The 26,662-nt window shown below is 69.7% G+C and carries 20 protein-coding genes; 18 read left to right on the top strand and 2 right to left on the bottom strand.

The genetic code is table 11. The features are described from left to right. Nucleotides 1–22 precede the first annotated feature (22 nt). From H4Q84_RS18335 to H4Q84_RS18350, 4 genes are all read left to right on the top strand, one after another. Nucleotides 23–898: an aminoglycoside phosphotransferase family protein gene (locus H4Q84_RS18335; RefSeq protein WP_248580511.1), complete on the top strand. Its 876-nt coding sequence runs from the start codon at nucleotides 23–25 to the stop codon at nucleotides 896–898. 284 nt (nucleotides 899–1,182) lie between these two features. Next, nucleotides 1,183–1,884: a 50S ribosomal protein L25/general stress protein Ctc gene (locus H4Q84_RS18340; protein WP_248580512.1), complete on the top strand. Its 702-nt coding sequence runs from the start codon at nucleotides 1,183–1,185 to the stop codon at nucleotides 1,882–1,884. 80 nt (nucleotides 1,885–1,964) lie between these two features. Beyond that, complete coding sequence (pth, locus tag H4Q84_RS18345; RefSeq protein WP_248580513.1) at nucleotides 1,965–2,567, top strand: aminoacyl-tRNA hydrolase; 603 nt, start codon at nucleotides 1,965–1,967, stop codon at nucleotides 2,565–2,567. Between the two features lie 138 nt (nucleotides 2,568–2,705). Continuing rightward, nucleotides 2,706–3,176, top strand: coding sequence for a hypothetical protein (locus H4Q84_RS18350; RefSeq protein WP_248580514.1), 471 nt, complete (start codon nucleotides 2,706–2,708; stop codon nucleotides 3,174–3,176). 49 nt (nucleotides 3,177–3,225) lie between these two features. Here the strand turns inward: H4Q84_RS18350 and H4Q84_RS18355 are convergent, their stop codons facing one another. Further along, nucleotides 3,226–3,921, bottom strand: coding sequence for a TetR/AcrR family transcriptional regulator (locus tag H4Q84_RS18355; RefSeq protein ID WP_248580515.1), 696 nt, complete (start codon nucleotides 3,919–3,921; stop codon nucleotides 3,226–3,228). A 407-nt stretch (nucleotides 3,922–4,328) separates the two neighbouring features. Between H4Q84_RS18355 and H4Q84_RS18360 the strand changes: the two genes are divergently transcribed. Further along, the gene (locus H4Q84_RS18360; RefSeq protein WP_248580516.1) at nucleotides 4,329–5,723 is read left to right on the top strand and encodes a sugar transferase; all 1,395 of its coding nucleotides are present in this window, start codon (nucleotides 4,329–4,331) and stop codon (nucleotides 5,721–5,723) included. Here H4Q84_RS18360 and H4Q84_RS18365 read toward each other — a convergent pair. Continuing rightward, a complete protein-coding gene (locus H4Q84_RS18365; RefSeq protein ID WP_248580517.1) occupies nucleotides 5,717–6,322 on the bottom strand; it encodes an acyltransferase in 606 nt (201 codons plus the stop codon). The two genes, H4Q84_RS18360 and H4Q84_RS18365, sit on opposite strands and share 7 nt — an antisense overlap. Before the next feature lie 71 nt (nucleotides 6,323–6,393). On the opposite strand from H4Q84_RS18365, the gene H4Q84_RS18370 reads away from it, so the two are divergent. From H4Q84_RS18370 to H4Q84_RS18430, 13 genes are all read left to right on the top strand, one after another. Further along, on the top strand, nucleotides 6,394–11,106 hold the full coding sequence (locus tag H4Q84_RS18370) for a DUF4082 domain-containing protein (RefSeq protein ID WP_248580518.1): 4,713 nt from the start codon (nucleotides 6,394–6,396) through the stop codon (nucleotides 11,104–11,106). Nucleotides 11,107–11,162: 56 nt separating this feature from the next. Beyond that, nucleotides 11,163–12,224 carry a Gfo/Idh/MocA family oxidoreductase gene (locus tag H4Q84_RS18375; RefSeq protein ID WP_248580519.1) on the top strand — a complete coding sequence of 354 codons (1,062 nt, stop codon included), beginning with the start codon at nucleotides 11,163–11,165 and terminating at the stop codon, nucleotides 12,222–12,224. Beyond that, complete coding sequence (locus H4Q84_RS18380; protein ID WP_248580520.1) at nucleotides 12,224–13,219, top strand: NAD-dependent epimerase/dehydratase family protein; 996 nt, start codon at nucleotides 12,224–12,226, stop codon at nucleotides 13,217–13,219. The genes H4Q84_RS18375 and H4Q84_RS18380 overlap by 1 nt, the downstream gene beginning before the upstream one ends. Continuing rightward, entirely contained in the window at nucleotides 13,216–14,358 is a 1,143-nt protein-coding gene (locus H4Q84_RS18385) for a DegT/DnrJ/EryC1/StrS family aminotransferase (RefSeq protein ID WP_248580521.1), read from the top strand. Before H4Q84_RS18380 ends, H4Q84_RS18385 begins: the two co-directional genes overlap by 4 nt. Then, nucleotides 14,355–15,005 (top strand): acetyltransferase, encoded by a 651-nt coding sequence (locus H4Q84_RS18390; protein ID WP_248580522.1) that lies wholly within the window; start codon nucleotides 14,355–14,357, stop codon nucleotides 15,003–15,005. The genes H4Q84_RS18385 and H4Q84_RS18390 overlap by 4 nt, the downstream gene beginning before the upstream one ends. Further along, the gene (locus H4Q84_RS18395; RefSeq protein ID WP_248580523.1) at nucleotides 15,002–16,105 is read left to right on the top strand and encodes a DegT/DnrJ/EryC1/StrS family aminotransferase; all 1,104 of its coding nucleotides are present in this window, start codon (nucleotides 15,002–15,004) and stop codon (nucleotides 16,103–16,105) included. Before H4Q84_RS18390 ends, H4Q84_RS18395 begins: the two co-directional genes overlap by 4 nt. A 5-nt stretch (nucleotides 16,106–16,110) precedes the next feature. Then, on the top strand, nucleotides 16,111–17,370 hold the full coding sequence (locus tag H4Q84_RS18400) for a glycosyltransferase (RefSeq protein ID WP_248580524.1): 1,260 nt from the start codon (nucleotides 16,111–16,113) through the stop codon (nucleotides 17,368–17,370). Further along, the gene (locus H4Q84_RS18405) at nucleotides 17,367–18,509 is read left to right on the top strand and encodes a glycosyltransferase (RefSeq protein WP_248580525.1); all 1,143 of its coding nucleotides are present in this window, start codon (nucleotides 17,367–17,369) and stop codon (nucleotides 18,507–18,509) included. Before H4Q84_RS18400 ends, H4Q84_RS18405 begins: the two co-directional genes overlap by 4 nt. Beyond that, nucleotides 18,506–19,849, top strand: coding sequence for a glycosyltransferase family 4 protein (locus H4Q84_RS18410; protein ID WP_248580526.1), 1,344 nt, complete (start codon nucleotides 18,506–18,508; stop codon nucleotides 19,847–19,849). Before H4Q84_RS18405 ends, H4Q84_RS18410 begins: the two co-directional genes overlap by 4 nt. Continuing rightward, entirely contained in the window at nucleotides 19,846–21,027 is a 1,182-nt protein-coding gene (locus H4Q84_RS18415; RefSeq protein ID WP_248580527.1) for a glycosyltransferase, read from the top strand. Before H4Q84_RS18410 ends, H4Q84_RS18415 begins: the two co-directional genes overlap by 4 nt. Continuing rightward, nucleotides 21,027–22,886 (top strand): asparagine synthase (glutamine-hydrolyzing), encoded by a 1,860-nt coding sequence (gene asnB / locus H4Q84_RS18420; protein ID WP_248580528.1) that lies wholly within the window; start codon nucleotides 21,027–21,029, stop codon nucleotides 22,884–22,886. The genes H4Q84_RS18415 and asnB overlap by 1 nt, the downstream gene beginning before the upstream one ends. Nucleotides 22,887–23,428: 542 nt before the next feature. After that, complete coding sequence (locus H4Q84_RS18425) at nucleotides 23,429–24,931, top strand: DUF4082 domain-containing protein (protein ID WP_248580529.1); 1,503 nt, start codon at nucleotides 23,429–23,431, stop codon at nucleotides 24,929–24,931. A 270-nt stretch (nucleotides 24,932–25,201) separates the two neighbouring features. Then, complete coding sequence (locus H4Q84_RS18430) at nucleotides 25,202–26,548, top strand: hypothetical protein (RefSeq protein ID WP_248580530.1); 1,347 nt, start codon at nucleotides 25,202–25,204, stop codon at nucleotides 26,546–26,548. Nucleotides 26,549–26,662 lie beyond the last annotated feature (114 nt).

Raw genomic sequence — 26,662 nt, forward strand, 5'->3', positions numbered from 1 at the left:
CGGCCACGGGAGGCTCGGCCTGATGCATGACAACGACGTGATCACGACCGTCGACCAGGTACGCCGACTGGTCGCCGCCCAGCTCCCGCAGTGGGCCGACCTGCCGGTGACCCCTGTCGCCGAGTTCGGCACCGACCACCTGCTCTGGCGCCTCGGCGACAACCTCGTGGCCCGGATGCCACGCATCGAGTGGGCGGTCGACCAGGCCGACAGCGACGCTCGCTGGCTGCCGCTGCTGGCGTCACACCTGCCACTGGGCGTGCCGGTCACCGTCGCGGTCGGCGAGCCGGGGGAGGGCTATCCGTGGCGGTGGTCGGTCGTGAGGTGGCTGCCCGGTGAGGCCCTCACGCCCGACAACGCCGACGCCGAGGTGGTGGCCACGCAGCTGGCCGGGTTCGTGCGGGCGCTCGCGGCGATCGACCCGGGCGACGGTCCGCTCAAGACGGGCACGGCCCGCGGCGTACCCCTGGCGAACCTCGAGGGCTGGGTCGACGAGTGGCTCCCGCGGCTCGAGGGGTTCGACCGCTCCGCTGTCCGGGCCGCATGGCAGGACTGCCTCGACGCCCCGGCGTACGACGGGCCCCCGCGCTGGATCCACGGCGACCTGCTGAGAGGCAACCTGTTGGTGCGCGGGGGCCGGCTCAGCGCCGTCATCGACTGGGGCGCCATCGGGCTCGGAGACCCGGCGACCGACCTCCACACGGCGTACACGCTCTTCGAGCCGCCAGCCCGGGCGCTGTTCCGCGAGCTCTCGGGGTACGACGACGACGCCTGGCGGCGTGCCCGTGGCTGGGCGCTCTCGCCCTCGATCAGCGCCGCGACCTACTACGCCGAGACGGTGCCGGCGTTCGCCGAGGGCGGTCGGCGGAGGATCGAGGCGGTGCTGGCGGAGTTCTAGCGGCTGGGTCTCGATACTCGACCAACTACAACCTGCTCGGTGCTCGAGTGCCTCGCGTGGAACGACCGAGGTGTATCGAGACCGCCGTCGTTTGGTCGCTGGACGGATGCGCCGGTAGTCTTCCCGGGTTGCCTCGGCGAGGGAGCGCATTGCGACTCCGTGATCGACAGGGCAGGTTCAGCCTTCGCGCCGCGCCTCCTGTCGGGAGCGCGGCGTTCGTCGTCTCCTTCGCCTGACGTGGCAGCCACACGGTTTCGATTCCATCTGCTGCACAGGAGATACCCATGGCCACCGAGAAGATCACCGTCGAGGTCCGCGAGGAGTTCGGCAAGGGTGCGGCCCGCCGCATCCGCCGCGACAACAAGATCCCCGCCGTGGTCTACGGCCACGGCAACGACACGGTGCACGTGACCCTGCCGGGCCACGTCACGATGATGGCGCTCAAGCGCGGCGGCGCCAACGCGCTGCTCGACCTCGACATCGACGGCCAGTCGCAGCTCGCGCTGGCCCGCGAGGTGCAGGTCGACCCGCTCCGTCGCGTCATCGAGCACATCGACTTCATCGCCGTACGCCGGGGCGAGAAGGTCACCGTCGACGTCCCGATCCACACCGTCGGCGAGGCCGGCCCCGAGACCCTGGTCGTGACGGAGAACGCCACCGTCCAGGTCGAGGCCGAGGCAACGCACATCCCCGAGCAGATCGAGGTCGACATCGAGGGCGCCGCCATCGGCACCCAGATCCACGCCTCCGACCTGCGCCTGCCCGAGGGCACCACGCTGCTCACCGACCCGGAGACGCTGGTCATCAACATCACCCAGCAGGTCACCGCCGAGGCCCTGGAGGCCGAGCTGGAGGAGGCCGAGGCCGAGGCCGGCATCGTGCACGAGCCGTCCGACGACGCCCTGGGCGAGGCGCAGGTCGAGGCCGCTGCCGAGGACGAGGCCCGCGAGAGCGGCGACGCGTCCCAGGGCGACTCCTCCGAGTGATCCGCGGCCGGTTCTCGAGGTGGTGGCGACACGACCACCTCGGGGCCGGCACGCACCGAACGGACCGGGATACTCCTGCCATGACGACCGACCAGACGAACGATGTGTGGCTGGTGGTCGGGCTTGGGAATCCCGGTCCTTCCTATTCCGGGCACCGCCACAACGTCGGCTACCTCGTGGTAGACGAGCTGGCGCAGCGGATGGGCCAGTCGTTCAAGGCCGACCGGTCCGGCCGGGCCGAGCTGGTCGAGGGCCGGTTCGCGGCCCCCGGCACACCCGGGCCGCGCGTCGTACTCATGAAGCCGCGGTCGTACATGAACGAGAGCGGCGGCGCGGTGTCGACGCTCGCGAAGTTCTACAAGGTGGTGCCCGACCGCATCGTCGCGATTCACGACGAGCTCGACATCGCGTTCGGCACGCTGCGCGCCAAGCTGGGCGGCGGTGACAACGGGCACAACGGGCTGCGCTCGATGCGTTCCTCGCTCGGCACGGGTGACTTCCACCGGGTCCGCGCCGGCATCGGCCGGCCCCCCGGTCGGCAGTCGGTGGCTGACTTCGTGCTGTCCAACTACTCGTCGGTGGAGCGCAAGGAACTGCCCTTCCAGGTGACGGATGCGGCCGATGCGGTCGAGTGCCTGGTCGCCCAGGGACTCGAGAAGGCGCAGCAGATGTTCAACTCGTGACCCTCCCGGATGTGTCTGAATCGGGGACCCACCTACCCGATATGGGCCATTCGCTCGGCGCGTCCGCGCGGCTACTCTCCTTCCGTGCGGGCCTGGGGAGGTCAGTCGCGGCGCACGGGGTGGGGGAGAAGACCGGTCATGGTTGAGGACATTTTGGATCAGCCCGATGGACGCATCATCGCGTCGCCGTCGTCGGAGGCCTGGACACTCCTCGTCGAGGAGTGCATGGACCACCTCGACGGCCGCGACCGCGACCGGCCAGAAAGCCGGCTGGTCTGGCTGGCCACGAGGCTGCAGGAGTTCCTGGGCCTTCGAGCGTGGTGGGTCGCTGCGTCGTTCGAGCGCGAGCTGGTCACCGTCGACTCGTCAGGTCACGGTCCCGTGCAAGGTCAGATCGACCGGCTTGACGACGCCCGGCTGCTGATCGACGGGTGTGATCCCGACGCGCAGGAGTGGCTGCTCGTGCTCCAGCGTGGGCCGGGTGGCTACGACCTGCGCCTGGCCCGACCGCTCGTGACCGCCCTGGTCTACGCAGCCCTTGGCTTCCCACGGCCGCCGGCCGCCTCGGGAGTGCGCTGGCCAGCGCGCCGATTCGACTCGACCGCCTGATCGAGCCGCCCCTGATCCCGCCCGCCTGGCCGACGTATCCGGTGCTGGGTCAGGGACGGGCGCCCAGGACGCCGTCGAGGTGCGACGCGAAGGCGGCGTCACCCTCGTCGACGGCCCACGTGACGATCCCGAAGTGCTCGAGGTAGAGCCAGCCGAAGCAGTTCGTGCACACGAGCATCGCCTGGCCGAAGAGCTCCTGGTCGATGTCGACGGGCAGCGCCTGCACCGCCGCCACGGCATCGGCGCTGAGCGTCGGCTGGCTCACGCTCGGCGCGATGCTGCCGTCTGCCAGCGCGGCCATCGCGGCTGCCAGCGGCAGCGACACCAGTCGCTGCATCTCTTCCGACCGCGCCATGTCGGGACGGGTCTGCTCGTCGCGGTTGGCGAAGATCAGCTCAAACTCCGAGCGGTGCGTGTGCGTCCACGCCCGCATGGCCACGAACATCGCCCGGAGCCGCTCTACGGGCCTGAGTGCCTCGTCAGAGGACGCGCTCGACACCGCCTTGGCGGCGGACTCCAGCGCGTCGGCGCTCAGCGCTGCGACGAGGGCGCCGCGGGAGTCGAAGTAGCGGTAGAGCGCCGAGGGCGTCACCCCCACGTCGCGAGCGACCGCCCGCAGCGACAGCTCACCGGGCCCGTAGCGGAGCAGGTGCTCCCGGGCGGCCTGCTTGATCTCCAGGAGAGCTGCTTCGCGCACGCGAGCACGACGTGCACCCGGCGCGTCGGTGGGGTTCTCGGATGTCATCGTGCGGCGGCACCTGTCGTGAGGCGGTAGGCAGGGACACCGTACGCGGTCCGGGACCGCATGTGACCAGGTTCACCCGGCCCCGGGAGTCCCCGAACCGGCTTCGTCAATTCCGGGTATGACAACGGTGTTCGCGGTAGAGAACACTGTTCTCGTCAGCCGAAATGGGGGTGCCGCATGGCGACAATCATGAACCACACCAGTCTCCGACGACGCCCAGACCGCGTTCAGTGTGGTCGTCGTCGGAGTGCAGATGAGGCCGGTGCGGGCCACGGCCGGGCCGCACCAACGAAGTCCCCCCCTTCAGGCCGTCTGCACGGGTGGGGTCCGACGCGAGACGTTGCGTGTCAGCCGATCGCGATGGGCCCCACCAACCGCTCTTTCTCGAGCACGGCACGGGGCCGCGGATGACTTCGCTCGAACTCTCCGTCGGCGCGAGCCGCTCTCGCCTCATTACGTGGCCCTTCAGCACGTACGCCGCCTGGGTCGCCGCCGTCATCCTTGCGATCGTCTCCACCGGTGCCGCGATCGGCGTGCTCGCCGGCCTCGGCCCGGGCGTCACGGCGCTCGGGTGTGTCGGCGCCGTGGTCGGTGTGGCCATGGCCCGCCGCGACGTCGGCCGTGGTGCCGAGGCACGCATCGGCATCTACCTACGACACCAGATGACCTCGCTCGGTGCCGTGTCCGTGCTGGTCGTGCTGATGGGCGTGGACCGTCCCTCCCAGCTCCTGGCCGGCTTCGCGGCGCAGTTCGCGATAGTCGGCGTGCTGGCCCGCGGCGCCACCAATGTGACCGCCCACCCCGCGACCGCCCGCCGGGTCATGCTCGTCGGCGACCAGGACGGCTCCGCGCAGGCACTCGCACAGCTCCGGCGCACCGCCGGCTGCGACGTCGTGGGTGTGGGCCTGCTGGGCGACGTCTCCGAGCGCTCCCTCGATCTCCCCGACGTGATGACCTGTGCACTCACGTCGATCGAGCGGATCGTCGAGATGGCGGATGCCTGGCACGTCGACACTTTGGCGGTCGCGCCGTCGATGCACCTCAACTCCATGGCTCTGCGGCGGTTGTCCTGGCGTCTGGCCGAGGCCAACGTCCGCCTCGTCGTTCTCGGGCTCCCCGACGGGGTCTCCCGCCGCAGAGTCACCCCGCTCCGGCTCGGGGCCGCCACCGGAGTCGAAGTGGGCGCTCCCCGTCCGGGGCGCATCGATCGCGTCGGCAAGGCCGTTCTCGACCGGGTCGCCGCTGCCGCGATCCTGATGATGTCGATGCCTGTGCTCATCGCCTGTGCGGTCGCGATCCGCCTCGAGTCCCCGGGCCCTGCCGTGTTCAAGCAGACGCGCGTGGGCCGCGACGGCACTCCCTTCACGATGTACAAGTTGCGCTCGATGTCGTGCGACGCCGAGGAGCGCAAGGCCGAGCTCGCCGAGCTCAACGAAGGCAACGGGCGGCTGTTCAAGATGAAGCAGGACCCTCGCGTCACCCGCGTGGGTGGCCTGCTGCGCAAGACTTCACTCGATGAGCTGCCGCAGATGATCAACGTGATGCGCGGCGAGATGTCGCTTGTCGGGCCCCGCCCCGCTCTCCCGGGCGAGGTTGCCCAGTACAACGACGACGAGCGCCGCCGCCTCGCCGTACGCCCCGGCCTCACCGGGTTGTGGCAGGTCAGTGGCCGGTCCGACCTGAGCCATGACGAGTCCGTGCGGCTCGACCTCGAGTACACCGACAACTGGGACCTCGGCGAGGATCTGCGCATCGGTCTCAAGACCTTCGCCGCGGTCACCCGGTCGTCAGGGGCCTACTGATGCGTCTCGTGCAGCAGACCATCCGACTCGACGTACTCCGCCCCGGTGCGTGGACACCTGAAAGCTTCAGCCCCGTGACGTTCCAGCGCCTCCCCAGCGCGCCCCACCCAGCCGACGCGCCGCGCGGGAATGCCAACGACCAGGGCGAAGTCGGGTACGTCGCGAGTGACAACCGAACCCGCGCCGACCATGGCCCAGCGGCCGATGGTCACGGGCGCGACGACCACCGCGCGGGCGCCGATCGAGGCACCCTCGCGCACCACAACGGCCACTGCTTCCCAGTCGTCGCCGGTCTGGAGCCGACCGTCGGGCATCACGGCGCGCGGCATCAGGTCATTGGTGAAGACGACCGCGGGGCCTATGAAGACGCCGTCCTCGACGACGGCCGGCTCGTAGACGAGTGCGTAGTTCTGCAGTTTGCACCGGTTGCCGAGCCGAACTCCCGGGCCGACGTAGGCGCCCCGGCCGATGATGCACTCGTCTCCGATGACCGCGTCCTCACGGACCTGGGCCAGGTGCCAGACGAGAGTCCCGCTCCCGATGATCGCCTCGTCGGACACGTCGGCGGAGGGTTCGATACGCGGCGGCCCTGGCGTCATGGCCCGCAGCGTAGCCCCCGCACGGGATGGGTGCGATGAACACTCGGCAGAGCTCAACGAGGAGACCTCCCATGGTGTCCAGGCTCGCCGCGCTCGTCGCGACGCTCATGATGGCTGCCCTGATGGCCGTGGTCACGCCGGGAGCACCTGCCCTCGCGGCGGGGGACCCCTGCGGTGTCGGCGGCAACAAGATCGCCTGTGAGAACTCCAAGCCCGGCACCGACCCCAGCGTCTGGGACATCAGCGGTGCCGGCGACCCCGCCATCCAGGGCTTCGCAACCGACATCTCGGTCAACCTCGGCCAGCGAATCGACTTCAAGGTCGACACCACTGCCTCGGCCTACACCGCCGACATCTACCGGATGGGCTACTACGGCGGCCTCGGCGCCCGCAAGATCGCAAGCGTCACGCCAACTCCGCGCAACCAGCCCAACTGCGTCACCGACGTCACGACCGCCCTCTACGACTGCGGCAACTGGGCTGTCTCCGCCTCGTGGACCGTCCCGACCACGGCCGTCTCGGGCGTCTACATCGCCCACATCAAGCGGTCCACTGGCGCAGGCAGCCACATCACCTTCATCGTGCGCGACGACGCCAGCACCTCCGACGTCGTCTTCCAGACCTCCGACCCGACGTGGCAGGCCTACAACACCTATGGCGGGGCGTACTTCTACGGCGGCGGCGCCAACGGCCGCGCGTACAAGGTCAGCTACAACCGGCCGGTGCTCACCCGTGGCCGTGAGTCCGGGCGCGACTTCTTCATGTCGAGCGAGTACGCCATGGTGCGCTTCATGGAGCGCAACGGCTACGACGTCAGCTACATGGCCGGCGTCGACAGCGACCGCCGAGGCCAGCTGATCAAGAACCACAAGGTCTTCTTGTCGATCGGCCACGACGAGTACTGGAGCAAGGCCCAGCGGGCCAATGTCGAGGCTGCCCGCGACGCGGGGGTGAACCTGCAGTTCCTGGCCGGCAACGAGGTCTACTGGAAGACGCGCTACCAGCCCTCGATCGACGGCACCAACACCGCCTACCGCACCTTGACCTCCTACAAGGAGACCTTGGCCAACGCCAAGATCGACCCCGACACCGAGTGGACCGGCACCTGGCGCGACCCGCGTTTCGCACCGAAGAGCGCCGGGGCCGGAGTGCCCGAGAACTCACTCATCGGCACCCAGTACATGGTCAACTTCAGTGACCTGGCCATGACCGTCAGCGCCGCCGAGGGCAAGTTGCGGCTGTGGCGCAACACGTCCGTGGCGAACCTTGCCTCCGGCTCGGCCACGCTGGCCAAGCACACCATCGGGTACGAGTCCAACGAGGACGTCGACAACGGGCGTCGGCCCGCGGGCCTGATCGCGTTGTCCACCACCACCGGTGCCGTCCCGGAGTACCTCCAGGACTTCGGCAACACGGTCCAGGCCGGCACGACCACCCACCACCTCACCATGTACAAGGCCGCCAGCGGTGCGCTCGTCTTCAGCGCCGGCACCGTGCAGTGGGCGTGGGGCCTCGACGCGCAGCACGACTCCGGGTTCGCGCCCGAGCCGGCCGACGTACGAATGCAGCAGGCGCAGGTCAACCTGCTCGCCGACATGAGCGCCCAGCCCGCGACCCTGGCCGCCAACCTGGTGGCGGCCACGAAGTCGACGGACACGACGAAGCCGACGGTCACGGTATCCAGCCCGGCCGCCAACGCCGTGCTCAACAACGGGCAGACCGTCACCGTCACCGGCACCGCCGCCGACCTCGGCGGGCGCGTGGCCGGAGTCGAGGTCTCCACCGACGCCGGCGTGACGTGGCACGCCGCGACCGGCACGACCGCGTGGACCTACGCCTACGCGCCGAGGAGCGTCGGCAGCAGCCCGATCCGGGTGCGTGCCATCGACGACAGCGCCAACATCGGCGACACCGTCTCCCAGGCCGTGAGCGTGACGTGTCCGTGCAGCATCTTCGGGCCCGAAGTCCCCAAGATCACCGCGGCCAACGACAGCTCTGCCAACGAGCTCGGCGTCCGCATCGTCGCGCTCGCCGACGGCTTCGTCACCGGCGTCCGCTTCTACAAGGGCACCGGCAACTCCGGCACCCACGTCGGCTCGCTCTGGAGCTCCTCCGGCCAGCGCCTGGCCCAGGCGACCTTCACCAACGAGACGGCCACCGGGTGGCAGCAGGTCGCCTTCGCCAGCGCGGTCCCGGTGACGGCGGGCCAGGTCTATGTCGCCTCCTACACCGCACCGGCGGGTCGCTACGCCCTCAAGACCTGGGGCTTCTCCGACGGGCCGCAGGAAGCTGGAGCCTTCGTAATCGAGGGTGGGTACGGCGCGGCGGCGGGCGGCCGCTACGCAGCACCCGGTGCGTTCCCGGCCTCGAGCTACCAGAACTCCAACTACTACGTCGACGTCACCTTCAACGCGACCGACAGCGCACCATTGATCGCCCTCGACCAGTGGCCGCTCGCCGGCTCCTCCAGCGTGCCGACCAACACCACGGTGAGCGCCAGGTACTCCAAGCCCCTCGCTCCCGGCACCGCGGGCCTCACCCTGAAGGACGCCAACGGCACGACGGTCGCGGGCAGCACGAGCTACGACTCCGTCTCGCGAACCGTGACGTTCACGCCGTCGGCGCCGCTCGCCGGCTTCGTCAAGTACACCGCCACGCTCTCGGGCACCGACGCCCAGGGCAACCCCGTCACGACCGGCGGTACATGGTCGTTCACTACCGTCAAACCGCCGAGCACGCCCGGGGTCTGCCCGTGCACGCTCTTCGACGACTCGCTGATGCCGACGTTGCTCGAGGATGCCGACCGTAGCCCCGTGACCCTCGGCGTGCGATTCACCCCCGACGTCGACGGGCAGATCACCTCGGTCCGCTTCTACAAGGGCCTCAACAACACCGGTCCGCACACCGGCACCCTCTGGGGGGCAAGCGGCACGAGCCTGGCGACCGGCACGTTCGCCGACGAGTCGACGACCGGCTGGCAGACTCTGACCTTCCCGACCCCGGTGCCCGTACGCAAGGACACCCAGTACGTCGCGTCGTACCGCACCACCGTGGGCCGCTACTCCGCGACGCCCAATGCGTTCGCGGCCGCCGACCTGTCGCGCCCGCCGCTGCGGGTCACCTCAACCGCGGGTGCCTACACCTACGGCACGGGCTTCCCCAACAGCTCGTCGGCCACCAACTACTTGGTGGACGTCGTCTTCGAGAAGGTCACGTCCGCCATCGCCGTGGTCAGCCAGGACCCGGCTCCGGGCGCCGTGTCGGTCTCGCGCGGCACGAACGTCACCGTCGTCCTGTCGGCCCCGATCGCACCGGGTTACCAGCTGACGGTCAAGCAGGGCGCGACCACGCTGCCGGGGACGGCCAGCCTCAGTGCCGACGCCAAGACCGTGACCTGGGTTCCGTCGGCCCAGCTGCCGGCCGACTCCGACATCACGGTGACGCTCAGCGGCGTCACGTCCGTCGACGGTGCCACGCTTGCGACCCAGACCTGGACGTTCCGCACGAGGTCGGCCGACACCGCCAGCAACCAGACCCTGTTCGGTGACGTGGTGCCGCAGACGCTCGCGGCCTCCGACGGCTCCCCGGTCGAGCTCGGCGTCGTCCTCGAACCCAGCCGCGACGGCACCATCACAGCGATCCGCTTCTTCAAGGGAGCAGGCAACACCGGTACCCACACGGGCTCGTTGTGGGCCATTGACGGGACCCGCCTGGCCCAGGTGACCTTCGCGGGCGAGACCGCGTCGGGATGGCAGACCGGCACGCTCTCGTCGCCGGTTGCGGTGACCGCGGGCCAGCGCTACGTCGCGTCGTACCTCGCTCCGGTCGGTCACTACTCCTACACCAACGGGTTCTTCTCGTCGGCGTGGACCGCGGGTGACCTGACGGCGCCGCAGGCGAACAACGGCCGCTACCTGTACAGCGCCGCCGGTGGCTTCCCGACCTACTCATCCGGTTCGGCCAACTACTTCGTCGACGTCGTCTTCCAGCGTGCCGCGCCGACCCTCACCCTGCAGTCCAGGTCGCCGCTCGACGCCGAGAACGACGTCGCGACGACCGTCAAGCCGTCGGCGACGTTCTCCGCACCGCTCGCGAGCGGGTGGTCGATGACGCTGAAGGCCGGTACGACGACGGTGGCGGGCTCCGCCGCCCTGTCCACCGACGGCAAGACGCTCACCTTCACGCCGACCGCCGCGCTCGCCGCCGCCACCGACTACACCGTGACCGTGGCCGGCATCGTCTCCACGGACGGCGCGACCCTGCCCACCCAGACCTGGACGTTCCGCACGGCCACGGCCACGGCCACGGTCGTCTCACTGTTCGCCGACGTCGTCCCGGCCACCCCGTCGGTCAACGACTCCGACGCGGTGGAGCTCGGCACGTCGTTCACCCCCTCCCAGAACGGCACGGTCACGGCCGTGAAGTTCTACAAGGGGGTCGGCAACACGGGCACCCACACCGGGTCGATCTGGTCGATCACCGGCACCCGCCTGGGCACCGTCACGTTCACCAACGAGACCGCCTCCGGCTGGCAGACGGCCGTGCTGGCCACACCGGTGCCGGTGACCGCCGGCACGGCGTACGTCGTGTCCTACTACGCACCCGTCGCTCACTACTCCGCGACGGCCGGCTACTTCACGACCGCCCGGACGGTGGGTCCCTTGACGGCCCCGGCAGCGGGCAACGGCCGCTACCGCTACGGCACCGGCGGCGGTTTCCCGACGAGCACGTTCAACGCCACCAACTACTTCGTCGATCTCGTCTTCCGCCAAACCTCCCCCTAGGGGTCGTCGAGGACGGATGATCTGAACAGCAGGCAAGACGATCCTGGGGGAATTGAATGTCAACAAGCAGCAAGGTCGGTATTGCCGTCGTGGGCGCGGGCTACTGGGGACCCAACCTGATCCGCAACTTCCGAGCGGCCGACGACTGGGACCTGGTCGCCGTCTGCGACCTCGACGTCGAACGCGCCCAGAAGGCGCTCGGCGCGCGCAGCGGCGTCGAGGTCCACGCCGACCTGGTCGATGTGCTCGCCCGCGACGACGTCGACGCGATCGCCATCGCAACGCCGGCGCGCACCCACCAGGACATCGCCCTGACGGCGATGCGGGCCGGCAAGCACGTGCTGGTCGAGAAGCCGCTGGCAGACAGCGTGGCCAACGGCTCGGCCATGGTCGACCTGGCCCGTTCCCAGGACGTGGTCCTGATGGCCGACCACACCTACTGCTACACCCCAGCAGTGCAGAAGATCCGCGAGCTGATCGCCGACGGTGCGCTGGGGGAGATCCTCTTCATCGACTCGGTCCGCATCAACCTCGGGCTCGTGCAGCCCGACGTCGACGTCTTCTGGGACCTCGCTCCCCACGACCTGTCGATCCTCGACTTCATCCTGCCCGACGGGCTCCGACCCGAGGGCGTCGCCGCCCACGGTGCCGACCCGCTGCGCGCCGGCAAGTCGTGCGTCGGCTACCTCACGATGCCGCTGCCCGGCGGCGCCATCGCCCATGTGCACGTCAACTGGCTGAGCCCCACCAAGATCCGCCAGATGGTGATCGGTGGCAGCCGGCGCACGCTGGTCTGGGACGACCTCAACCCGCAGCAGCGGATCAGCGTCTACGACCGCGGCGTCGACCTGGCCCAGGTCTCCGCCGATGACCGCACAGCCGCCACGATCTCCTACCGGCTCGGCGACACCTGGGCGCCGGCCCTGCCCGAGCGCGAGGCGCTCGGTTCGATGGTCGCCGAGTACGCCGCGTGCATCCGCGACAAGCGCGCGTCCCTCACCGACGGTGCGGCCGGCCTGCGCGTCCTCTCCGTCCTGGAGGCGGCCTCGGCCAGCCTCGTCACGGGCGGTTCGCTCGTGGACCCCGACACCCGAACCGTTGAGCGTGAGGCAGTCTGATGAGCGGTCTTGAAGGAGCGTCCGTCCTGGTCACGGGTGGCGCGGGCACCATCGGGTCGACGCTGGTCGACCAGCTTCTCGAGGCCAGCGTGGGGCACATCGACGTGCTCGACAACCTCGTGCGCGGCCGCCGCGCCAACCTCGACGGTGCTCTCGCCTCGGGGAGGGTGACCCTGGTCGAGGGCGACATCTGCGACCGCGACCTCGTGCACGACGTGACCCGCGGCAAGGACGTGGTCTTCCACCAGGCCGCGATCCGCATCACCCAGTGCGCCGAGGAGCCGCGGCTCGCCCTCGAGGTGCTCGTGGACGGCACGTTCAACGTCGTCGAGGCCACCGTCGAGCACGGCGTCGACAAGTTGGTCGCGGCGTCGTCTGCGTCGGTTTACGGCATGGCCGAGGAGTTCCCGACCACCGAGCGGCACCACCACCACAATAACGACACGTTCTACGGCGCCGCCAAGTCGTTCAACGAAGGCATGATCCGCAGCTTCCGGGCCATGAACGGCCTCGACTACGTGCTGCTGCGCTACTTCAACGTCTACGGCCCGCGGATGGACGTGCACGGCCTCTACACGGAGGTGCTGGTGCGCTGGATGGAACGCATCGTCGACGGCCAGCCGCCGCTGATCTTCGGCGACGGGCAGCAGACCATGGACTTCGCCTACACCACGGACATCGCGCGGGCCAACGTCCTCGCGGCGGGCAGCGACATCACCGAGGGCGTCTACAACATCGCCTGCGGCGAGGAGACCAGCCTGCTCGGGCTGGCCCAGACACTGCTCAAGGTGATGGGCTCCGACCTCGCGGTCGAGCACGGCCCCGATCGCGCGGTCAACGGCGTCGTACGCCGGCTCGCAGACGTCTCCGCGGCCGAGCGCGACCTCGGGTTCACCGCCCAGGTCGGCCTCGACCAGGGACTGCGCGAGCTCGTCGAGTGGTGGCGTCCGTTGCGCGAGGAGATCGCAGCGGGCCGCACCCCGGTGGCGTCATGAGCCGCATCAATGTCATGCAGCCCTGGCTGGGCGACGAGGAGGCCGCTGCCGTCGCCGAGGTGATCGCCTCCGGCTGGGTCGCCCAAGGGCCGCGCGTCGCGGCGTTCGAGACCGCCTTCGCCATGGCCATGCAGGCAGACCACGCCGTGGCGGTGTCGTCGTGCACCACCGGGTTGCACCTGGCCCTGCTCGTCGCCGGGGTGGGCCCCGGCGACGACGTCGTGGTGCCGTCGTTCTCCTTCATCGCCACCGCCAACGCCGTGACCTATGTCGGGGCGCGCCCCGTCTTCGCCGACGTGGATGCGACGACCGGCAACCTCACGGCCGACACAGTCGCCTCGGCGATCACCGCACGGACACGCGCGGTGATCGCCGTGGACCAGGGTGGCGTGCCGCTCGACCTCGCACCCCTGCGCGCGTTGTGCGACCCGCAGGACATCGTCGTGATCGAGGACGCCGCGTGCGCGGCCGGCTCGACCTATCGCGACCGCCCCGTCGGTGCCGGTGCCGACATCGCCGCCTGGTCGTTCCACCCGCGCAAGATCCTCACCACCGGCGAGGGCGGGATGGTCACCACGTCTCTCCCCGAATGGGCGGCCCGTGCCCGGCAGCTGCGCGAGCACGCGATGAGCGTGTCGGCGGCCGACCGGCACTCGCAGGTCCTGGCGCCGCCGGAGGAGTACGCCGAGATCGGCTTCAACTTCCGGATGACCGACCTCCAGGCAGCCGTGGGCATCGTCCAGCTCGGTCGGCTGCCCGAGGTGGTCGACCGTCGCCGCGCCATCGCCGCGTCCTACGCCATGGCGGTCGACGAGATCGACGGGCTGCGCATCGTGGTCGACCCTGCCTGGGGCACCACCAACTTCCAGTCGTGTTGGGTGGAGGTCGAGCCCGACTTCGCCCAGGATCGCGAAGAGCTGATGTTGACCCTCGCCGAGGCGGGCATCTCCGCCCGCCGCGGCATCATGGCCTCCCACCGACAGCCCGCCTACCGCGACCGCGACACCGGCGACGTGCCTCTGCCGGTGACCGAGCGGCTCACCGACAACACGCTCATCCTGCCGATGTTCCATCAGCTCTCGGAGTCCGACCAGGCTCGGGTCATCGAGGCGCTCCGCAGCGCAGGACAGGCGTCGTGAGCCGGTTGATGCTCCTCGCCGCGACTGGCCTCGCACGCGAGGTGCTCGTCATGGAGCGCGACCGGGGAGCCCACGACACGATCCGGGTGCTCGACGACGACCCGGCTCTGTGGGGCACTGAGCTCGACGGCGTGCCCGTGGTGGGCGGCCTCGATCTCGTGGGCGAGTACGCCGACCACGAGCTGCTGGTCTGCGCCGGCCGGGGCACCTCGCGCCGCGCCATCGTCGAGCGGCTAGCCGACCTGGGCGTCGGTGCCGGCCGCTACGCCACTGTCGTCCACCCGCGCGTCCACCTGCCCGACGGATGCCGGATCGGTCGCGGCAGCATCGTGCTCGAGGGTGTCGTGATGACCGCGGCGGTCGACGTCGGCGAGCACGTCGTGGCGATGCCGCACGTGACCCTGACCCACGACGACGTCGTCGAGGACTTCGTGACCCTCTGCGCGGGGGTGAACCTCGGCGGGAGAGTGCGGGTCCGCACTGGTGCCTACCTCGGCATGGGCAGCTGCGTCCGCGAGGACGTCGTGGTCGGCGAGGACGCCGTGCTCGGCATGGGGGCAGCGCTGACGACGGGGCTGCCGGCCGGAGAGACCTGGGTGGGTGTTCCCGCTCGTCGCATCAGCATCGCAGTGGAGGTGGAGAGATGAATGTCGCGTTCGTGGACCTGAAGGCTCAGCACGCGGAGATCGCCGACGAGGTGAGGGCCGGCATCGAGGACGTCTTCGCGCGCACGGCATTCATCGGCGGCCCGGAGGTCACGGCGTTCGAAGATGAGTACGCCGGCTACGTCGGGGCTCGTCACTGCATCGGCGTCGCCAACGGCACCGACGCGCTCGAGCTGGCGCTGCGGGCTGTCGGGGTCACGCCCGGCGGGGAGGTCGTCCTCCCAGCGAACACCTTCATCGCGACCGCCGAGGCCGTCTCCCGCATCGGCGCGGCGCCCGTGCTGGTCGACGTCGACGACGACCACCTGCTGATCGATGCGGCTGCGGTGGAGCAGGCGATCACCTCACGCACCCAGGCCGTCGTGCCGGTGCACCTCTTCGGGCAGACAGCGGTCGTCGAGCTGCTCGAGCCGCTCTGTGCTGCCGCTGGCATCTCGATCGTCGAGGACGCCGCCCAGTCGCAAGGTGCTCGCCGTCACGGACGCGCGGCCGGCACGCTCGGGTTGGTGGCCGGCACCAGCTTCTACCCCGGCAAGAACCTCGGCGCCGCTGGTGACGCCGGAGCCGTCACGACCGATGACGCGGGAGTGGCCGACCGGGTCCGGCTGCTGGGTGCCCACGGCTCGCCCACCAAGTACGTCCACGACGTGATCGGCGTGAACTCCCGGCTCGACACCGTCCAGGCCGTCTATCTCCGGGCCAAGCTGTCGCGGCTGGAGAAGTGGAACCAGCTGCGCCGTGAGGCGGCCGCGCGCTATGACGAGCTCCTCTCGGGAATCCCAGGAGTCCGCACCCCCCGTGTCCTCCCGGGCAACGAGCCCGTGTGGCACCTCTACGTCGTCCGCGTGGCGGAGCGCGACCGCGTGCTCGCCGGGCTGACCGCAGCGGGCATCGGCGCCGGCATCCACTACCCGACGCCGGTGCACCTGACCGACGCCTACGCAGGCCTGGAGCAGGGCCCCGGATCGTTCCCCGTCTCCGAGCGGGCGGCCGGCCAGGTCCTCTCCCTGCCCATGCACCCGCACCTGACGTCCGAGCAGCAGGAGTACGTCGCTGCGACACTCGGCTCGCTGGTCGGCTGACACCCATGAGCCTGACAGTCGGAGACTCTGGAGGGCAGCGCAGCGTTGCCGCCCACTCCGGTCGCGCCGACCCGCTGCGCGTCGCCTTCGTGCTCGAAGGGCTTGCCCTGGGTGGCTGCCCGATCAACGCGATCGACCTCGCCCGCACTCTTCGCAGCCGCGGACACGAGGTGCACCTGCTGGCGATCGACGAGCAGGTGCTGGTCTCGATCCTGCCGTACGCCGAGGTTGCCGGCTTCGAGGTCACCCTGCTGCCGACGAAGGCGGGGCTGCTCGCCCGGGCCCGCCAGCTCCGTCGCTACGCGGAGGCCCACGACCTGCGGGTCATCCACGTCTTCGCGCCGTGGCTCGGGCGTGCTGCCGCTCTGGCGAGCGGCCTGCGGCGGAGGCGCATCGCCGTCGTACTCAACTGGATGATGACCAACGAGTTCCCCACCACCTCCCGCACGCCGCTCCTGGTCGGCACGGTGGGGCTGCACGAGGAGGCGCTGCGTGAGCACGGTTCCCGCGCCTGGCTGCTGGAGCCGCCGGTGGACCTCGCGCACGACCGGCCCGACGCCGCTGCGGGTGCCGCGTTCCGGGCCGAGTACTCCATCACCCCGACGGAGGTGCTGCTCACCGTGATCACCCGGGTCGACCGGGTGATGAAGCTATCCGGCATCCTGATGGCCATGGACGCCGTCGCCGTCCGTGACGATCCCGACCTGCGGCTGGCCGTCGTCGGTGACGGCAACGCCATGGAGCAGGTGCGGCTCCACGCCGCGAAGGTCAACGCCGAGCTCGGACGGGAGGCGATCATCCTGACGGGTGCCCTCGCCGACCCGCACCCTGCCTACGCCGCCACCGACGTCGGCCTCGCCATGGGCGGGTCGGCCAGCCGCACGCTCGCCCACGGCCGCGCGCTCGTCGTGCTCGGCGAGAACGGCTTCAGCCGGCTCTTCGAGCCTGCCAGCAACGACTACTTCATGAGCGCCGGCTTCTTCGGCACCGATGAGCAGCCGGAGCCCGCGCAGCACCTCGCAGCACAGCTCGGCCGCCTGGACCCCGGGACGCGCGAGTCGCTCGGCCGGTGGGGGCTCGGCGTCGCCGAGGAGCGGTTCGGCCTCGACGCTGCCGCCACGCGCCTCGAGGTGATCTACCGTGACTGCCTCGTGGGTGCGAGCCCCGCTCCGGTCCGCCTGCTCGACGATGCCTACCTCGTGTCGCGCCACGGCCTGGGTGTTCTGCGGCGGGCAGCGGCCGGGCCGCGGCGGGCGAGATCATGAGCCGGGTCCTGCTGGTGAGCCACGAGGCATCGCGCACGGGGGCGCCGCGGATCGCTGCGCTCGTCGCCCACTGCCTGGTCGAGCAGGGCCACGACGTCAGGGTGGTGTCCCAGCGGCCGGGACCCCTCCTGCCCGACTTCGCCCACGTGGCGCCGACGCGTGTCGAGCCGCTCTGGCGCGTCCGACGCCGGCTGTGGTCACGCCCGGGGAGGTTCCGGGACCCCGTGGCCAGGCTGCTGGAGCTCACTGTCGCGCTCGTGACCGTCCTGATGGCTCGACCCGACATCGTCTACGTCAACTCGTCGTCGGCTGCGGCGTACGTCCGCGTCGGTCGCCTGCTGGGACACCCGGTGGTGCTGCACGTGCACGAGTCCGGCGAGGTCCTGGGTGGGTTCCTGGGGCGCGTGGGGATCCGCGGTCTGCCTGCGCCTGACGTGCTGCTGGTGGCCTGTTCGCCAAGTGTGGAGGGCGACCTTCTCGATGCCGGGGCCGCAGACGTCCACCTGCTGCTATCCATCCCAGACGAACACCTCATCCGCCGCCTCACGGCCGGTCCTGCCGAGGCGAGGGACGGTCACGAGGTCGTGGTCGGCAGCTGCGGAGCGGTGGAGCACCGCAAGGGCGTCGACCTCTGGCTGCGTGCCGCGCGCAGCGCGATCGCCGGCGAGGGTGGCGCGCGGCTGCGCTTCGTCTGGGTCGGCGACGGCGATCCGCCGGTCGAGGCCGCCGGTCAGCCGCAGGTCGAGTTCGCGGGAGCGTCGGCCAACCCGTACGCCGCCATGCGCGGCTTCGACATCATGACCCTGCCGTCGCGCGACGACCCGTTTCCGCTGGTGGTGATGGAGGCGATGATGCTGGCGAAGCCGGTCGTGGCCTTCGACGTCGGGGGTGTGGCTCACCAGCTCGGTGACACGGGCGTGCTGGTCGAGGCGGGCGACGTCGAGGCCTTCGCGCGCAGCGTGGGCGATCTGGCCGCAGATCCCGCACGTCGTGCGTCCCTGGGGCGCGCGGCCCGGAGACGGGCCGAGCAGCTCTTCTCCCGTGCCGCCTTCACAGCGGGCCTCACGGCCGTGATCCGGCAGGCACCACTCGGTGGCCGACAACGACTTCGCCATGACCCGTCTGGAGGCCCCGCGTGACCGGCGGCGCACACGTCCTGATCATCGTGCAGAACCTGCCCGTGCCTCTCGACCGGCGGGTCTGGCTCGAGTGCCTGGCCCTGCGGGCGCGAGGCTACGACGTCAGCGTGATCTGCCCGAAGGGACCGGACGACCCGGCCCGGCAGGTCATCGAGGGCGTCCACGTCTACAAGTACGCTCCCACCCCCGAGGCATCGGGCCTGGCGGGCTACGCCCTGGAGTTCATCTACTCCTGGCTGCGCACGGCCTGGCTGTCCCTGCGGGTCTGGCGCAGGCAGCGCTTCGACGTCCTACAGGCCTGCAACCCGCCCGACACCTACTGGCTGCTCGCCCGTCTCTGGCGACGTCGTGGAGTGCGATTCCTCTTCGACCACCACGACCTGAACCCGGAGCTGTTCCTGTCGCGGTTCGGCCAGCCCTCCGGGTTGCGTGAGCGCCTCGAGCTGCGGGCGCTCACCTGGCTCGAGCGGCGCACCTTCCGCACGGCCGACCGCGTGACGTCGACCAACGAGTCCTACCGCCAGGTGGCGATCCACAGGGGCGGCCTCGACCCGCGGCACGTCACCGTGGTGCGCAGTGGTCCTGACACGCGCCAGATGCGGCCGGTCCTCGCGACCCCCACCGCGCCGGCCGAGCGGGAGACCTTCACACTCGCCTACGTCGGGATCATGGGGCCTCAAGATGGCGTCGACACGGTCCTCCACGTCATGGACGAGCTCGTGCACCGGCGCGGCCGCACCGACGTTCGGGCCGTGCTGATGGGCTTCGGTGACTGCCTCGCCGCCCTGCGGCGCGAGTGCAGCGAGCTCGGCCTCGACGACGTGGTCGAGTTCACCGGACGCGTCGACAAGGTGGCGATGGCGGGTCACCTGAGCAACGCCGACATCGGTGTGTGCCCCGACCTCAAGTCGCCGCTCAACGACGTCTCGACGATGAACAAGACCATGGAGTACATGGCCTACTGCCTTCCCTCGGTCTCGTTCGACCTTGTCGAGACCAGGGTCAGCGGTGCCGACACGGTCCTGTACGTCGACTCGGGAAACCTCACCGCGTTCTGCGACGCCGTCGAGCGGCTGCTCGACGACGACGACCTGCGTGCCGACATGGGCCTGCGAGCCCGGCGTCGGGTTGCCGAGCAGCTCGACTGGAAGGCCCAGGCCACGTCGTACGTCAGGGTCATCGACGAGCTGAGTGGCCTGGCGACGGTCGCCACGGCGGCCCCGGCGGAGGAGACGTCTCACGACGAGCTGGGCCGTGCGTACGTCGACTTGTACGACGATGTCGCCCTGGCGTCGTACGTCCGGAACCGTTCGCGAGTGCCTTCGCAGGACGCCGGATGAGAGGCGTCGGCGTGGTCCTCTTCTCGGCGCAGGACTACTGGTACCACAACCGCGCGCACTCCGACGTCCAGCTGGCCCGCGCGCTGTCGATCGACCGCCCGGTGCTCCTCGTCAACAGCCTGGGCATGCGGATGCCAAGGCGCGGGACCACCAGCCAGCCGCTGCGCCGGGTCGCACGCAAGGTCGGCAGCACCCTCCGGGCACTGCGCCGACCTGAGCCCGCCTTCCCGAAGCTGTACGTGATGACGCCGGTCAGTGTGCCGGTGTTCGCCAATCCGCGCCTGAGCCGTCTCAACGCCCTGTCGGTGCGGCTTCAGGTGCGGGTTGCGTCGCGGCTCGTCGGCATCCGCGTCCCCGACGTCCTCATCACGCTCCCGACCGCCTGGGAGGTCGCGCGCCGTCTCCGGACGCGCACCGTGGTGGTCAACCGCTCCGACCGCTACTCCGCCCTGCCCGAGGCCGACACGACACTCATCGCCGGCCTCGAGGCGTCGATGCTCGAGGCGTGCGACGCGGCGGTCTACGTCAGCCGGGAGCTGATGGCGGACGAGCAGCCACTGGTGTCGGCGGGCTCGGGGCGCGCCCTCTTTCTGGGCCACGGTGTCGATCTCGACCACTTCGCTCCCCAGCCCGGGGGCGCGGAGCCGGCCGACCTCGCGCCGGTGCCGCACCCGCGCGTCGGGTTCTTCGGTGGCATCGACGACTACGTCGTCGACCTCGACCTCATCAGCCGCCTCGCGGTCGAGCTCCCCGACGTCTCTGTCGTGCTCGTGGGGGCGGCCACCTGTCCCCTCGACGAGCTCGTCGCGCTGCCCAACGTCCACTGGCTCGGGATGAAGCCGTACGCCGAGATCCCGGCCTACGGCGCGGGTTTCGACGTTGCTCTCATGCCGTGGCTCCAGAACGACTGGATCCGCTTCTGCAACCCGATCAAGACCAAGGAGTACCTCGCACTCGGCCTGCCGGTAGTGACCACGCCCTACCCGGAGGCGGAGGCACATGCCGACGTCATGGCCGTCTCTGGCTCCTCCGACCACTTCGTCGCCCTCGTGCGCGAGGCCGTCGACGGCCACCCGGCAGGCACCCCCGAGCTTCGTCGAGCGGCAGTCGCTGGTGACTCCTGGGACGCTCGGGCAGACGTGCTCCGCGCGATCCTCGACCAGCAGGAGGTGGGCTGATGTGTGGCGTCGCCGGCATCCGGCGCTTCGACGACCAACGGGTCGACGAGGCCGCGCTTCGACGGATGATGCACGTGCTCGCGCACCGCGGGCCCGACGACGAGGGTTTCCTCATCGAGGGTCCGGTCGGCATTGCCCACACCCGGTTGTCGATCATCGACCTGGAGGGCTCGCCGCAACCGATGCAGACCCCCGACCAGCGCTACACGCTGACGTTCAACGGCGAGATCTTCAACTACCGCGAGCTGCGTCAGGGCAGTGACTACCCGTTCACGACCAGCGGAGACACCGAGGTCGTGTTGGCCACCGTGGCCCGGCACGGGCCGCACGCCGCGAGCCGTTTCGTCGGACAGTTCGCGTTCGGCATGTTCGACCGTCACACCGGTCGCACGTGGCTGGTCCGCGACCGCGTGGGAGTGCTCCCTCTCTACTACTACCTCGATGCGCAGCAGCTCGTCTTCGGCTCCGAGATCAAGGCACTGCTAGAGGTGCTCGGCGACCGGGTCGCCCTCGACGAGACGCAGCTGCGCGGCTACCTCAAGGCGCGCGCCATACACGCGCCCAACACGCTGTTCAAGGGCATCCGCAAGGTGCCGCCGGGCCATGTCGTGGAGGTGTCCGCTCGCGGCGAGGTGACCGTCAGACCCTACTGGCGCCTCCCCGATCCTGACGACCTCGAGCCGTGCTCGCCCGGGCAGGCGATCGACCTCGTCGAGGACACCTTGAAGCAGGCCATCGACTCCGCCCTCGTCGCCGACGTACCCGTGGGTGCCTATCTGTCCGGGGGAGTCGACAGCAGCTTGATCGTCGCGCTCGCCGACGGCGCGCGCCGCAGGGCGGGCAGCACCGGCCCCATCGCCACCTTCACGGCCGACTTCGGCGACCCGCGGGTCGACGAGACACCACACTCCGACCTGGTCAGCAGTGTGTTCCGCACCGACCATCACCGCGTGCGGATCCAGCCCGGCGACTTCCGCGGCATGTGGGAGCACCTGACCTGGCATCGGGACGCTCCGGTGAGCGAGCCTGCTGACATCGCCGTGGCCCAGCTCGCCAAGGCAGCTCGGCAGCACGTGAAGGTCGTGCTGTCCGGTGAGGGCAGTGACGAGCTGTTCGGCGGCTACCCGAAGTACCGGTACGCCGGCGCCACGACGCTGGCCAACCGTCTCCCGGCGCGGGTGCGCGGCCGCGGGATGCGCACGCTCGAGCGGGCCCTGCCGTCGAGCCGGGGGAAGCTGCGGATCGCGGTGCGTGCGCTCGCCGCGCAGCCTCACGCGCGCATGGAGGACTGGTTCGCACCGTTCACCGACTACGAGATCGATGCTCTGCTCGGCGAGCGCAGCCCTGCCGTACGCCGCGACGTGCCCCATCGCGACGCGATCGACCTGATGGGTCGGATGGACCTGGACACTTGGCTGCCCGACAACCTGCTCGAGCGCGGCGACCGGATGTCGATGGCATCTTCTCTCGAGCTGCGTCCGCCGTTCCTGGACCACCGCCTGGTTGACCTGGCCTTCCGCCTGCCGAGCTCGGTGAAGGTGCGCGAGGGGCAGACGAAGTGGGTGCTGAAGCAGGTGGCGCTGCGCCATGTGCCGGAGCAGATCGTGTTCCGGCCCAAGGTCGGCTTCCGGGTGCCGATCGACGCATGGTTCCGCGGGGAGCTGCAGGAGCTCGCTCGTGACCTGCTGCGTGGACCCGACAGTCTCGTCGATTCGCTCATGGATGCGCGGGTCGTGGGCGGCATCCTCGACGACCATGCCCGAGGCCGTCGCGACGAGGAGATCCGTATCTGGACCCTGCTGTCGCTAGAGGTCTGGGGCCGGCGATTCCTGGGGTCCCGGGCTGCCACGGCAACCTGACCCCCGCTTCTCGCGCCGACACGCCGTTCGAACTGTGTTCTACATCACATTGAAGGGTGTTACGCATGTGGCTTCGTGGAGTTGCTGGGGTTCAGGTGCTGCAGGTGCTTGACAGGTGCCGAGTGAATGCCTATTCCTGCGCGACCTGGTCGGTTTGTCCCCGCTGGCCCGATTCGTACCTCCCGAGGGGCGCTGTTACGTTCTTGTGGACCCGCTTGACCGGACCTTTTGCCGGTCGCTGCGGGTCAGTGAAACGGTGTCTTTCGCTGTCAGAGACGGCGTTCGACGGCTCGGCGCCGGGTCTCGAAGATCCGAGTGTCGGCAATAAGCCATGGCGCGTTTCGAACGCCCACCGTGTACCGGGTTGTCGGGGGGATTTCCCGCACAACGTCGCATACGTCCTCGCTCAGCCCAACCGGTGCTGGGCGCTGTCGGGCGCGCCGTAGCGGAGTCGCAACCCGAGTGATGCCCTTGTAAGAACAACTCGGAAATGGAAATCGATGTCCCCCATCCCCTCGCACAGACGACTGCCACGACCAAGAATGTCCAGGATCCTTGGCGCCGCTGTCGCACTCACCGCACTGATCGGCCTGCCGGTCCTCGTCTCGAACACGGCACTGAACCCGGTGGCCAACTCGACGGCATACGGCATGTGGTCCGACTCCGTCGTGCCTGCTGTCCCGGCAGAGAACGACGACGACTCGGTCACGCTCGGCGTCGAGTTCACCACCTCGACCCCTGGAGCCGTCACCGGCATCCAGTTCTACGGCGACTCCGCGAACCGCGGCCCGCACACCGGCCAGCTGTGGAGCGACACCGGTAGCCGCCTCGCCTCGGTGACCTTCCCCGCTTCCTCGGATGCAGGCTGGCAGACCGCGAGCTTCTCCCAGCCGGTCGAGATCCAGCCCGGAGTCAACTACACCGCGTCCTACCTGGCGCCCAACGGCAACTACGCCATCCAGGAGCACGCCTTCGATCACAACGAGACCTTGAGCACCGAGGCCCTCACTGCGCTGCGCGGCACGTATGCGTACGGCGGCAGTAGCAGCCGCCCGACCAGCACGTGGCACGGCTCGAACTACTACGTAGATGTGGTCTTCCAGCCCAAGGGCTCGACCAAGTCGGCTCCTACGACGTCGGCTCCTACGACGTCGGCTCCTACGACGTCGGCTCCTACGACGTCGGCTCCTACGACGTCGGCTCCTACGACGTCGGCTCCTACGACGTCGGCTCCTACGACGTCGGCTCCCACGACGTCGGCTCCGGCTAGTGGCGCATTCCCGAACGCGTCGAACACAGGCGTGCCCGACGGTGTGACGCTGTCGGCCTACGGCGGCCCGATGACCATCACGAGCGCCGGCACCGTGATCGACGCCAAGCAGGTCAACGGCACCCTGACCATCCAGGCGCCCAACGTGACCGTTACGCGGAGCAAGGTCAACGGCACGGTCTACATCGAGAACAACGGTTCACTCACGATGTCCGACTCCACCGTTGACGGGGGTACCTCGTCGAACTCGGCTGTCGGCCAGTACAACCTGACCCTCCGTCGCGTCGAGATTGTCGGGGCGCGAGCCTCGGTGGGCTGCGCCGGCAACTGTGACATCCAGGACTCCTGGATCCATGGCCAGTACATGCAGCCGGGCAGCGACTGGCACGGTGACGGGTTTCTGTCCAACGGTGGTAACAACATGACGTTGCGCCACAACACGATGGCGTGCGACTCCCAGGTGAGCGGCAATGGTGGCGCGTGCTCGGCAGCTCTGGCCGCCTACGGCGACTTTGAGCCGATCACGAACATGACCGTGGACAACAACCTGCTCGTGTCGAGCCCGGCCGGTTACTGCATGTACGCCGGGTACGACCCGGCCAAGCCGTACGGCATGGCCGCGGCGAACGTGACGGTGACGAACAACGTCTTCGCTCGCGGCACCAGCGGCAAGTGTGCCGTCTACGGACCGGTGACGGCTGTCGCGCCGTCCGGTAACGGCAACGTGTTCAGCGGCAACGTCTGGGACGACGGCGGCGCTGTCCCTGCCGGCTGACGGACCAACAGCTTGAAAGGCGCCGGGTGGTGATCGGGATGGTCCCGGATCACCGCCCGGCACCACGCCGTGCCTCGTCCCGCGAGCGGCAACGCGAGCCGACAGGGATCTGGCGATTCCTGACGGCTACCCAATTTTGGGTACGATCCCGCACTGACGACCAGGCACCCCGTCGGTCCGGGCGCTGCCGCCCTCAGCTCCACCGGGTGCCCTGTCCCCTAGGTAAGGCCAATCCCCATGATCCACCCCCGTACCTTCCAGCGTGTCCTGATGCCTGTGCTCCTCCTCGCGGCCCCGGTCGGAGTGCTTGCGGGCACACCGGCGCAGGCAGGTCCCGGTCCCGTCGGCAACTCAGAGCGAGCCTCCGCGGAGACCAAGACGGTCTACAAGGAGACGTTCGAGTCCGGCACGAAGAGTTGGTCGACCAACGCCCGCGCCAAGCTCACCACCGTCGCTCACGGACGCAAGTCCGACCAAGCTGCACGCCTGCGCACCAGTGGTCCCGGGGCCGCGGTCGCACGCACCAGGGTCGCGGCCAGCGACGCCGTCGGCGCGAACCAGGCCGTCACCGGTTGGCTGAAGTCCACCCGCGGCACCGTCCGCGCCGCACTCGTGGTGCGCGAGGTCGAGCCCGCCACCGGGCAGCTCCTGACGTCGGCGCGCGACCGGGTCAAGGCCCGCGACAGCTGGGGTCGCGCCAAGGTCGAGGTGGTCCGCACGTCTGCCACCTCCGTCATCAAGGTGGCGGTCCGTACCAAGCAGGGTCGCGGCGACCGCGTCCTGCTGGACGACGTGCACCTGCGGCGGACGAAGTCGACCACCACCCCGCCCCCGCCGCCGAGCAACAACCCGTTCCCGAACGCGTCGAACACGGGCGTGCCCGACATCGCACTGGCGACGTACGCCGGTCCCATGACCGTCACGACTGCCGGAGCGGTGATCGACGGCGCGCAGGTCAACGGCACGTTGACCATCAAGGCGCCCAACGTGACGATGACGCGGACCAAGGTCAACGGCACCGTCTTCATCGAGGACAACGGTTCGCTGACGATGTCTGACTCAACCGTCGACGGCGGGAGGTCAGAGAACTCCGCGGTCGGTCAGTACAACCTGACTCTGCGTCGCGTGGAGGTCGTTGGTGCACGTGCCTCGGTGGGCTGCTCCAGCCAGTGCGACGTCCAGGACTCCTGGCTGCACGGCCAGTACATGCCCGCGGGCAGTGACTGGCACGGCGACGGGTTCCTGAGCAACGGAGGCCACGCCATGACGCTGCGCCACAACACCCTGGCCTGCGACTCCCAGCCGACGGACAACGGGGGCGCATGCTCGGCGGCCCTCGCCGCGTACGGCGACTTCGACCCGATCACGAACCTCACGGTGGACAACAACCTGTTCGTGTCGAGCCCAGCCGGGTTCTGCATGTACGCCGGCTACGACCCCGCCAAGCCGTACGGCAAGTCCGCGGCCAACGTGAAGGTGACGAACAACGTCTTCGCGCGGGGCGCCAGCGGCAAGTGCGCCGCGTTCGGTCCCGTGACCGCGGTGGCGCCATCCGGCAACGGCAACGTGTTCAGCGGCAACGTCTGGGAGAACGGCGTGGCCATCTCGGCCCCGTAGGACGGCCGGTGGTCAGCTCGCCGCAGAGCGGGTGACGATCTGCGCGGGGCGTCCTCGAGACAGGGCCTGAGGCGAGAATTCTTTACTCGCGTGATTGACCGTTCACCGGTGGGC

The sequence above is a fragment of the Nocardioides sp. InS609-2 genome (genome assembly GCF_023208195.1).
GTDB lineage: Bacteria > Actinomycetota > Actinomycetes > Propionibacteriales > Nocardioidaceae > Nocardioides.